The 10,522-nt window shown below is 73.1% G+C and carries 10 protein-coding genes; 6 read left to right on the top strand and 4 right to left on the bottom strand.

Translation table 11 applies throughout. The annotated features are described in order from the left end of the window. Window positions 1-47 precede the first annotated feature (47 nt). Window positions 48-836 carry a CPBP family intramembrane glutamic endopeptidase gene (locus WMF33_RS01915; protein ID WP_437335543.1) on the bottom strand — a complete coding sequence of 263 codons (789 nt, stop codon included), beginning with the start codon at window positions 834-836 and terminating at the stop codon, window positions 48-50. A 291-nt stretch (window positions 837-1,127) separates the two neighbouring features. On the opposite strand from WMF33_RS01915, the gene WMF33_RS01910 reads away from it, so the two are divergent. The 3 genes from WMF33_RS01910 (at window position 1,128) to WMF33_RS01900 (ending at window position 4,144) form a co-directional block, all read left to right on the top strand. Beyond that, entirely contained in the window at window positions 1,128-2,672 is a 1,545-nt protein-coding gene (locus WMF33_RS01910; RefSeq protein WP_437335542.1) for a DUF4142 domain-containing protein, read from the top strand. Between the two features lie 171 nt (window positions 2,673-2,843). Next, entirely contained in the window at window positions 2,844-3,320 is a 477-nt protein-coding gene (locus tag WMF33_RS01905) for a hypothetical protein (RefSeq protein ID WP_437335541.1), read from the top strand. A 107-nt stretch (window positions 3,321-3,427) separates the two neighbouring features. Then, window positions 3,428-4,144: an SDR family NAD(P)-dependent oxidoreductase gene (locus WMF33_RS01900; protein WP_437335540.1), complete on the top strand. Its 717-nt coding sequence runs from the start codon at window positions 3,428-3,430 to the stop codon at window positions 4,142-4,144. 61 nt (window positions 4,145-4,205) lie between these two features. On the opposite strand, the gene WMF33_RS01895 is transcribed toward WMF33_RS01900, so the two are convergent. Further along, window positions 4,206-4,631 (bottom strand): hypothetical protein, encoded by a 426-nt coding sequence (locus WMF33_RS01895; protein ID WP_061623499.1) that lies wholly within the window; start codon window positions 4,629-4,631, stop codon window positions 4,206-4,208. Between the two features lie 159 nt (window positions 4,632-4,790). On the opposite strand from WMF33_RS01895, the gene WMF33_RS01890 reads away from it, so the two are divergent. The 3 genes from WMF33_RS01890 to WMF33_RS01880 all read left to right on the top strand — a co-directional run bounded on the left by WMF33_RS01890 (window position 4,791) and on the right by WMF33_RS01880 (window position 8,464). Next, complete coding sequence (locus WMF33_RS01890) at window positions 4,791-5,459, top strand: hypothetical protein (RefSeq protein ID WP_437335539.1); 669 nt, start codon at window positions 4,791-4,793, stop codon at window positions 5,457-5,459. Window positions 5,460-6,350: 891 nt separating this feature from the next. Continuing rightward, the gene (locus tag WMF33_RS01885) at window positions 6,351-6,503 is read left to right on the top strand and encodes a hypothetical protein (RefSeq protein ID WP_437335538.1); all 153 of its coding nucleotides are present in this window, start codon (window positions 6,351-6,353) and stop codon (window positions 6,501-6,503) included. Window positions 6,504-6,823: 320 nt separating this feature from the next. Continuing rightward, complete coding sequence (locus tag WMF33_RS01880) at window positions 6,824-8,464, top strand: sigma 54-interacting transcriptional regulator (protein WP_437335537.1); 1,641 nt, start codon at window positions 6,824-6,826, stop codon at window positions 8,462-8,464. A gap of 50 nt (window positions 8,465-8,514) precedes the next feature. Here the strand turns inward: WMF33_RS01880 and WMF33_RS01875 are convergent, their stop codons facing one another. Together WMF33_RS01875 and WMF33_RS01870 are read right to left on the bottom strand one after the other, a co-directional pair. Continuing rightward, entirely contained in the window at window positions 8,515-8,874 is a 360-nt protein-coding gene (locus WMF33_RS01875; RefSeq protein ID WP_437335536.1) for an arsenate reductase family protein, read from the bottom strand. Window positions 8,875-9,137: 263 nt separating this feature from the next. Further along, the gene (locus WMF33_RS01870; RefSeq protein ID WP_437335535.1) at window positions 9,138-9,500 is read right to left on the bottom strand and encodes a hypothetical protein; all 363 of its coding nucleotides are present in this window, start codon (window positions 9,498-9,500) and stop codon (window positions 9,138-9,140) included. Window positions 9,501-10,522: the final 1,022 nt, after the last annotated feature.

The following is a 10,522-nucleotide window of genomic DNA, read 5'->3' as shown; positions in this document are numbered from 1 at the left end:
CCGGATCGCGCGCGGCCGCGGCCGGAGCTGGCTCACGCCGCGCGCGATCAAAGCTGCGCCGCCGCGGCCTTCGCCCACGCCTGCCGGGTCTGCATGCGCCGCGCCGCGACCGCGGCGGCGGCGATCGCGGCGATCGTCGTCACGAGGAGCGGCGTCGCGCCGTCGCCGGACAGGTGCGCGCGCGAGACGTTGTCGAGGTGGATGCCGAGGTGCGCCGCGCACGCGACGAGCATGCTGCCGCCGGAGGCGAGGTGCAGCGCCGTCATCAGCACGCTCAGCGAGGTGATGAAGAGCGCGCTCAGCGGGAGCGACCACCACGGGACGCCCGGCAGGCACATCATGGGAAGGTGCCAGAGGGTCCACGCAGCGCCGATGATGAGGCTGGCGCGAACGGGCCCGTGCGCCGGCAGGAGCCGCGGGAGGGCATAGCCGCGCCAGCCGAGCTCCTCGCCGAGGGGCGCGAGCACGGCGATGCCGCGCTGCTCCGGGGTGACCGGGGCGTAGAGGAGCGTCGCCGGCGCGCTCCCGCCGGCGAGCGCGAGCAGCGCGAGGCCGAGGAGGTGCAGTAGCGCCGGCATGCACAGCGCGAGCGGCGCGTAGGCCCAGCCCGCGGGGGCGCGGCGCGGTGAGAGCAGCCCGGAGAGCCCGGCGCGGCCGCGCTCCTTCCAGGCGCACACCGCTGCTGCGATCGAGGGGCCGACGGCGCCGAGCGCGAGCGGCGCCATGGCGGCCTCCGGCGGGATGGGCGCGCCCCACTGCTGGAGGAGGAGCGGCAGCTGGCACAACCAGGTGATGGCATAAGCGAGGACGAAGAACCGGACGACGGTCGGCGGCATGGTCCCGTGTGACAGCCGCGCGCGCCGGAGGGTTCCCGCCGGCGCGCGGCGAGCAGGTTCTTGGGGGCGCGCACGGCGGCTCGGCTGTCAGGCGGCCTGTCCGGCCCGCGCCGGCGCGGACGGGGGCGAGCGGCGGCTCCGGGGCGGGCGCATGCGCGGAGAGGTCAATGAGCGTGAGAGAGAGCCGCGGCTGGGGGCAGGCGGATTTGCGACGGGCAGGGTCGACGTTGAGCGGGACTACGATTCTCGCGCAGATCGCGCCGGAGGCGTGGTGCTCTCGGGGAAAAGACGATGCCGGCTTCGGGCTCCCCCTCGCTCACCATCCCCGCGGCGCGAACCCAGATGTTGGGGGCCGATAACCGGCAGGTGAGCGCGACAGCGCGCCGATATCGAGCAAGGAGCAAGCAGATGTTGGGCAATCGTTCAGGTCGCCTCATGGCGATCATGTTCGCGGGGAGCTTTGTCCTCGCGGGGGCTGGCGGCTGCATCGGCGGCGACGAGGATGCCGAGGCGGGCCGCGAGGGGACGGCCGGCGACCAGGGGACCGGCAGGGGCACCACGGACGCAGACAGGAGCGGCGGCCAGACAGGCAGAGACGGCGCGAGGGGCGGTGGCAGGGGCGGCGGCGGGCACCGCGGCGGGCAGGCCGGCCAGCAAGGCGGGCACCGCGGCGGGCAGGCCGGCCAGCAAGGCGGGCAGCGCGTCGGCGGGCAGGCCGGCCAGCAAGGCGGGCAGCGCGTCGGCGGGCAGGCCGGCCAGCAAGGCGGGCAGCGCGTCGGCGGGCAGGCCGGCGGCCAGCGCGTCGGCGGCGCGCACGAGTGCGGCGAGCAGGCCGGCTATCAAGGCGGCAGGCAGGGAGGCCGCGGCGAGATCGGCAGTCGAGTCGACAGGCAAGGCGACCGCGGGCAGGGCGGCCGGCAAGGCGCGATGCAGCAGGGGTCGGAGGCGGAGATCACGCTGCTGGTCTCGCTCATTCACCAGAAGGAGGTCCAGCTGTCGGAGATCGCCCGAGACAAGGCCGAGTCCCCGGAGGTGCAGCGCTACGCCGAGCAGATCATCGAGGAGCACTCGCAGGCGGGGCAGCGCGGGGCGGAGCTGTCGAAGGGCGGCAGGGCCAGCATCGAGGCCTGCTCGCGCTGCGAACAGCTCGAGGCCAGCTCGACCGAGCTGAGCGAGTCGCTGGAAGAGCAGGAAGGCGCCGAGTTCGACATCGCCTACATCTGGGCGCAGGTCTCCTTCCATCGCCGCGCCCTCGAGCTCCTCGACATGCCGTTCGTCGCGAGCGCGGACAACGCGAGGCTGCGCGCTCAGGTGAAGGCGATGCGAGCGGACGTCGAGCAGCACCTGAGAGAGGCCGAGCAGCTCTTCTGCACGCTGCTGCAGGAGCAGCAGCAAGGCGGCCAGCAGCAAGGCGCCCAGTACGGGCAGCAAGGCGGCCAGTACGGGCAGCAAGGCGGCCAGCAGCAAGGCGGTCAGTACGGGCAGCACGGCGTCCAGCAGCAGGGCCCGCAGAAGCAAGCGCAGCAGCAGCGCGGCCAGCAGCAGGGCGCCCAGTTCGGGCAGCAAGGCGTCCAGCAGCGAGGACAGCAGGGCGCGCAGTCGGGGCAGCGGGGCGCCCAGTTCGGACAGCAGGGTGCCCAGCTCGTCCAGCAGCAACGCGGCCAGCAGCAGGGCGCCCAGCTCGGCCAGCAGCAACGCGGCCAGCAGCAGGGTTCCCAGCTCGGCCAGCAGCAACGCGGCCAGCAGCAGGGTTCCCAGTTCGGCCAACAGCAACGCGGCCAGCAGCAGGGCGCCCAGCTCGGCCAGCAGCAACGCGGCCAGCAGCAGGGCGTCTAGCTCGGCCAGCAGCAACGCGGCCAGCAGCAAGGCCCGCAGGCGTACGCGCAGCAGCAAGGCAGTCAGCAGGATCAGCGGTAAGGGGAATCCCTCCCCGATCGTGGCCGCGTTCTTCAGGTTCGCGCGGGCCGCGGATATATTGGCCCTCACGCCCGACGCCTCAGAGGCCCCATGATCCCCCGCCGCCGACTGCACCGCGCCGTCTTCTCGCTCGCCGCCCTCTACAACGCCTGCTGGGGGCTTTACGCGGCGCTCGACCCGCAATGGCTGTTTCGCTTCTCGGGCATGCCGCCCCTCAACCACCCCGCGATCTTCGCCTGCCTCGGGATGGTGGTCGGGGTCTACGCCATCCTCTATGCGGAGGTCGCGCGCGCCCCGGAACGCGGCTTCCTCCTCGCCGCCGTCGGCCTGCTCGGCAAGCTCCTCGGGCCGATCGGCCTCGCGGCCCTGCTCGCGACCGGGCAGTGGCCGCCCCGGTCCGCCGTTCTCTGCCTGACGAACGACCTCATCTGGTGGGTCCCGTTCGGCGTGTATCTCCACGACGCGTGGCCCTTCTTCGTGCGTCAGTGGAGGGCCCCACCGGAGGGCGACCTCGCCGAGCTTCGAGGCGGATCCCCGTCACAGTGCGGGGCGCATCACGCGCCTTGACGAGGATCTGCTCCAGGCGGGTGCGACGCGCGCGGCTGGGAGCCCCGGGCGAGGGTAATCTGCCAGCGTTCGCCGGGCGCGAGGCCCGGCAGGAAGGTGGTCAACGCATGAGCTCGAACAGGGTAGCTGTCGTCGTCGGTGTGGGCCCCGGCCTGGGAGCCGCGGTGTCCAGGCGTTTTGCGAGCGCGGGATTCTCCATCGGGCTCGTGGCCCGGACGGCCGCCACCTGCGAGGCCGTACAGCGGGAGATCGAGCAGGCCGGCGGGCGCGCCCTGAGCGTCCCCGCGGACGCCGCCGATCCGGCCTCGGTCGCGGCGGCCTTCGCGCGGGTGAAGGAGGCCCTCGGCCCGGCGGAGGCGATGATCTACAACGCCGGTGTATTTCGCATGGCCGGCGCCCTGGAGCTCACGCCGCGAGAGCTCGAGGACGCCTGGAAGATCAACTGCCTCGGCGGCTTCCTGAGCGCGCAGGCCGCGCTGCCCGACATGCTCGCGCGCGGCCGGGGAACGCTCCTCTTCACCGGCGCCACGGCGTCGCTCCGCGGCGGCGCGCGCTTCGCGGCCCTGGCGGTGGGCAAGTTCGGCCTCCGCGCCCTCGCCCAGTCGCTCGCGCGCGAGCTCGGCCCGCGCGGCATCCATGTGGCGCACGTGATCGTCGACGGGCTGATCGACACGCCCCGCGTGCGCGGCATGGCGCCGGACCGAGACGCCGCCACGCTGCTCGCCCCGGAGGCGCTGGCGGAGACGTACTTCCAGCTCCACGCCCAGCCGCCGAGCGCCTGGACCCACGAGCTCGACGTGCGCCCGTCGGTGGAGAAGTTCTGAGCGGCGCGAGCGATCGCCGACGGCACGGCCTACGCGCCGCCGCTCGGGCGAGCCGCGCGCCTCACGAATCGATCCACGTCCAGGGGAAATCGACGTCCACGATCGTCTCGTGGCCGTCGAGCACGTCGACGCCCTCGACGCGCACGATATCGCTGATGGTGTACCCGTCGAAATCCACGAGCCAGACATCGACGTCGTAGTAACCGTCGGAGAGGCCGCCGATCGTGAGCGCGAAATCCTCGCAGTCCACGACACCGTCCGCGACGAGGAAGCCTGCCTCGTCCTCGACGCTGACCGCGAGCCCGCTCACGTCGTGATCGAAGCACTCCCACGAGTCGTCGCTGCCGTCGATGGTCATCGCGACGGTGAGCGAGCCGCTCGCGACGTGAACGTGGTCATCGTCATCAGCGACGATGATGCACCCCGTGAGCGAGGCAGTGGAGAGGACGCAGCCAGCGAGGCCCGAGAGCACCTTCGAGAGTTTCATGGGATCGTCTTCCTTTATCCAAGTCTGGCGCGGTCGCGCCGATGCGCGGAGGGTCAGCAAGCGCTATACCAGGAGCAGGCGCGCTGCCAGGCGCCGGCGGCTGCCTCCGGGCTGCCGGGTGGCATCGCAGTTGCTCCTGTGAACCCCATGGAGATGAACGTGCCAGTCCTCGAACACTCGTCCCCCACAGCCACGGCGCATTCCCCGCAGCGCAGCAAGCTCGCCGCGCTGGCCGCGCTCGTCGCGCTCGCGTTCCTCGGCGCGACCGGATGCGCGGCGGAGGTCCACACCAGGGCCGCCGCGCCCGCGACGGTCACGTACCACGAGTTCGCGGTGTACGAGGAGCCAGTCGTTCACATCGCAGCGCCGCCGGTCCACGTCGAGACCTACCCGCGCGTCTACTACCGCGGGAGCTACGTCTACTACGTGGACGGCCGCTGGTACTATCCGTCGCGCCACGGCTGGGTCTACTACCGCGACGAGCCGCGCGCGCTGGTCCACTACCGCGTCGACTTCGAGCGCCGCCGCGCGCACCACCACCACCACCATCCCCAGGTGCACCACGACCGCGGGCACCACGTGCACCGCGGCCACGTGCAGCACCGCGACCACGTGCAGCACCGTGACCACGGGCGCCACGCGGCCACGGTCCGGCCGGCGGCGCCGGCGAGGCCAGCGGTCACGGTCCGGGCAGGCGCGACGGTCAGGGCGGGCGCGACGGTCAAGGCGGGGGCGGAGGCCAGGCCGGCGACCCCGGCCCGGCCGGCGAAGAAGCCTCGCGCGGAGCGTCGACGGCACCACGTCGAGGAGCGGCACCGCGAGCGGTGATCGCGGGAGCGCGCTCCGGCCCGTCGCTGCCTACACCTACAGGCCCCGCCGAGCGCCAGGGGCGCGCCCGGACGACAGGCGCCAGGAGCGCGCTCGGACGACGGGACGACCCCGACCGACGCCGCGGCGGGCCGGCCCGCGCCGAGCCGGGGGCAGCGTGGTGGACGGAGCCAGATGAGCAGCGTCGCAGCGCTCGCCGCCCCGCCAGCGGCGAGCGAGTGGGCGGCAATGCGAAACCGGGTACGCACCGGCTTCCCTGCGCGTCGTGGCAGAATGACGCGCGGCGCGCGTGGAGCGCCCTGCGCTCGGCCATGCTGGCTGCGCCGAGCCCGACGAACATCCCGGTGGCCACGAGCGTCGACCCGCCGAGCACGTAGAACCCCGCGTGCCGAGGTTGATGACGCCAGTCCCCGTCCGGTGATCGGACCGCCGATCGAGATTGGGAATGCAAGGGGCGAGGGTCTTCACGTACCCGTCACCCACGCAGCGCACGCGGGCGCGCATCAGGGAGACAAGCGGGGTCGACCTCGCGCGCTGTAGGCGTCCATCCGCAATCCGGGTGATCGCTGCCGGAGCCGCGACATGCGCTCGATGCACGAGAGGCCTGCTCCCCCGTGAGGGCTCGTCTCGCCGAGATCAACCTTGGCGCCCGAGACGTACTTCGGTACACTTCTCACGGCTAGCCTCCGGGCGCCCCGAGGGCGGGCGAGGCGGCACGCTCAGCGGCCTTTCGGCGCACCCCCTGAGGTACAGATGTCGGCGACGAGGCGGGATTCATTTTACCCGGAAACGCTCGATGGTCCGAAGAGCACGGCCCCTGCGTCGGGTCACACGACGAGAGAGCCGCCGGACAGCGAGCAGCGCGTCGCGCAGAAGTGCGTGGATTGCGGTATGCCTGCACCGAAGACGGAGACGAACTACACGCTCATCAGCTCTCGTTATGGCTGGCGGCTGACGCGGACCGCCGACGCGAACGGGCGGAGGATGATGGAGTGGCGCTGCCCGGGTTGCTATGCGCGCTACCGCGCGAAAAAGCCGCTCTGATCTCGACGCGGCGCACCAGGAAGGTCGGACGCCTCTGACGCGCAGGCCCCGGGCGTGTCGGCATCACAGCTCTCGTGGCGATTCAGGCAGCTACGCATAAAGCGCCTCTCGACCGGACCGTTCATGTCGCAGGCGCATCACGACGTCATCCAGGACTACCACGCTCGGCTGTGACGCGCGCTCGCCGGGGTGTTTCGTGGAGCAGCGGTCGGGCGGGCGCCGCGCCGCTCGATCCCGGCCGGGCGCCGAGCGGCGCGTCCGAGCCTTCCGCGCGCCCGGCGAGCCACCTATGCTCCGGTCACGCCGACCCGGCAGGCAGCATGCGCGCAGCGGATCTCGATCTCTCGGAGCTCCTCACGGTCGATCCGCAGGCCGGCGAGCTCCGCTTCTCCGGGGCGCGAGCGATCCTGCTCGATACTGTCGCGATGGGCCTCCTGCGCAAGCAGCTCATCGACGCGCTGGGGGCGGCGGCCGCCCGCGCGATCCTCACCCGCTTCGGCTTCGCGCACGGCTTCCGCACGGCCGAGGCGGCGCGCGCCGAGCTGCCGCTGGAGAGCGACGAGGAGTGGCGCAACGCTGGCGGGCGCATCCACACGCTTCAGGGGATGATCCGCCTCGCGCCGGGCGCGGACGGCCCGCTGTCGCCCGAGGGAGCGACGGTGGAGGCCTCGTACGAGGCGGAGCAGCACCTGTTGCACCTCGGCCGCGCGGAGTCGCCGGTGTGCTGGACGCTCGCGGGCTTCGCGAGCGGCTACCTGAGCTGCGTCGAGGGCCGGGACATCTACGTGATCGAGCGTCGCTGCCTCGGCCGTGGCGACGCGAGCTGCCTGTTCGCCGGTCGCACGGCCGAGGCCTGGGGCGCCGAGCTCGATCCGCACCTGCCGTTCTTCCAGGAGGATCGCCTCGACGCCTCGCTGCGCCGCGCCGCCGAGGCGCTGGGGCGCGCCGAGCGCAGGCTGAAGGCGCGCGCGGAGACGCTCCTGCGGACCGCGGCGGCGGCGGAGCCGGGCGGCATCGTCGCGTCGAGCCTAGCCATGCAGCGCGTGCTGGAGCTCGCGCGGCGGGTGGCCCAGGTGGACGCCACGGTGCTGATCACGGGCGAGAGCGGCACCGGGAAGGAGCGGGTGGCGCGGCTCGTCCACGACGCTTCGCCCCGCGCGCGAGCGTCGATGCTCGCGATCAACTGCGCGGCGATCCCGGAGCCGCTGCTCGAGAGCGAGCTCTTCGGGCACGCGCGCGGCGCCTTCACGGGCGCGACGCGGGACCGCGCGGGGATCTTCGAGGCGGCGGCCGGAGGGACGCTGTTCCTCGACGAGGTGGGCGAGCTGACGGCGGGGGTGCAGGTGAAGCTGCTCCGGGCGCTGCAGGCGCGCGAGGTGCGGCGGGTGGGCGAGAACCGCAGCCGCCCGGTCGACGTGCGGGTGGTGGCGGCGACCAACCGCGAGCTCGCCGCGGAGGTGGCGTCCGGCCGATTCAGGAAGGACCTTTACTATCGGCTGAAGGTGGTCGAGCTCCGGCTCCCGCCGCTGCGCGAGCGCCGGGAGGACATCCTGCCGCTCGCGCGGGCGCTGCTCGCGCAGGCGGCCGCGCGCATGCGGCGGCCGGCGCCGCGCCTCAGCCCCGGCGCGGCCGATCGCCTGGTCCGGTACGCGTGGCCCGGCAACGTGCGGGAGCTGGAGAACGCCATGGAGCGCGCCGTGGCGCTCGCCGAGGCCCGGCGGGTCGAGGCCGACGATCTGCCCGAGGAGGTGCGCTCGGCGCTGCAGCCGCCGGACGCCGGCCCGCGCGCGCCGGCGCCCGGAGAGCGCGCGCGAACGCTCGGCGAGGTCGAGAAGGAGCACATCCTGGCCGCGCTGGCGCGCAACGGCGGCAACCAGACGCGGACCGCGGCCGAGCTCGGGATCGGCGTGTCAACGCTGTACCGCAAGCTCAAGGAGTACGGGCGCGCGCCTGGGGGGTGACGGCGTGACGGCGCGCCGTCGGGGGCTCCCGCGGCGGTCGCGTGAGCGCCTCAGCCGGACTTGGCGGCCTCCGCGAAGGCCTTCCACGTCGCCTCGGCCTGGCCGACGCACGCGCGCGCGCCGTCGCGCACGATGGGCGTGCGGAGCAGGAGCGGATCGTCCAGCAGGAGCTCGGCGATCCGCGCCTCGCTCGGGCCGAGGTGATGCAGGCCGCGCTCCTTCACCCGCGCGCCCTCCGCGTCGTAGAGCGCGCGCATGCCGCCCACGGCGCGCGCCACGCTCGCGAGCTCCCCCTTGGAGAGGCCCTTCTCGCGCACGTCGACGAGCTGCACCTTGATGCCGCGGTCGGCGAAGAAGCGCTGCGCCGCCCGCGTGGCCTTGCACTTGGCGGTGCCGAAAATCTGGATCATGCGCGTCGCTCCTGCGTGGCGTGGCCCGCTTCGCGCCCCGAGGGCAGCGCGGGCGTGAAGCATAGGCGCGGACGCGGCAGCCGACCAGGCGGCAACGAGGCGGGACGCCGGTGGATCGCGCGCCGCGCGAGGATGGGACCCGGGGGACCGGACCAGGAGCAGGCCGACCGCCGGAGCGAGCGGGCGGGGGCGGTGAAGAGCGCCGGTCTGGCGCCGGTGCGGCCGCTGTGCAGCAGCGCTCGATCGTGGGCGGAGGCTGATGATCACCCGTCAGGTGCCGGGGCGGTCGCCGCGCCGCAGCGGTCGACCGTGTAGTCTCCGTCGAGCGAGAGATCCTCGTTGGCGGGGCCGCGCAGCTTCACGAAGAGAGAGGCGTCGTCGCTGCTGACGATCTCGAGCGTGCCCCGGAACCGTGAGCCGCCTGCGCCCGTGCCCCAGCAACCGGGGTAGGCCAGCTCTTCGCGATGGCTGATCCGCGAAGCCGACAGATCGATGACGCCGTCCGTGAAGAGCTCGGACGGCACGACCTGGACGATGACATCGGGGTCCGCGGCGCTGCGGCCGGAGCAGGAGGGGGCGTCGGCGTGGCCCCATCCGCCCTGGAACGGGGGAGGTGATCTCGTCACAACCGCGGATCAACATGGCCACGGCTCCGAGAGCCATCATCCGTCGGTTCATGCGCTCATGCTCCGGATCAGGTTCCTGAGATGGAGCCCCCGGAGGGCGCGAAGACGGCTCATCCGAGCTGACGAGCGTCGCCGCCGTCGCGCCGACCGAGGTTGCGCCGCCGGCGCTGACTGAGGTTGGGCCGCCGGCGCTGACTGAGGTTGCGGCCGCCGACCGAGGTTGCGGCCGCCGAGGTTGCGGCCGCCGCCGCCGACCGAGGTTGCGGCCGGCAGCGTCGGTCAACGTTGTCGCGTCGATCGGCCCCACCTCGAGCGAGTTTGTCGCGGGCGAAACCACGAGCCGCTCGCCGGCGCGGACGGCACGAGCATCGCCCATGACCAGCCCGTGGGCAGAGAACGCCCCCTCGCGCAGGGCCACCCCGAACTGCTCGGTCTGCGGATCCCATCGGATTTCGAAGCGCTTCCCGATCACGTGCACCTGGAACGGACCCACCCACATCGTCCAGCGCGAGCGCTCCCGATGGACGACCGACAGGTCGAGCGCCCCCTCGACGGCAATCTCTGCGCCATCCGCATCCACCGTGGCAACGCGGGCGCACCGACCCGGCGTGCGGCGGAGCAGCCATCCGTCGGAGGACCGGATCCAAAGCTCCGCCGCAGAGGCGCCGCGATCCACGTCCCGACCCCCTCGGCTCTGCCATCCCGAGCTCGAAGCCGTGGGCGTGCCGGGGCGCCACGAGCAGCAACGCGGTCCCAGCGAGGAGCAGCGCCGCCGCGCACCAAGAGTGTGTCGAGGCCGCGTAGGTCGCCCGCAAGGCGTCCAGCACCTCACCCGACGCAACGCCGTACTCGACCTCCAGCAGGTCGTCGCTCGGCAGGAACCAGAGCCAGCTGCACTGTTTCATGCAGCCGATCGACGAGCACGCCTCGTGCACCGCGATCATCGTGAGCCGTCCCTCGGGCGCGCTCGGGTCCTCGAGCTTCGACAGCTACCCGAGCGTGCGCACGAAGACGTCGTGGTG

Origin of the sequence: Sorangium sp. So ce394 (assembly GCF_051474665.1) — a bacterium.
GTDB classification, from domain to species: domain Bacteria; phylum Myxococcota_A; class Polyangia; order Polyangiales; family Polyangiaceae; genus Sorangium; species Sorangium cellulosum_D.
The sequence above is the reverse complement of the archived record's forward strand: the minus strand, read 5'-3'. Positions and strand labels throughout refer to the sequence as shown.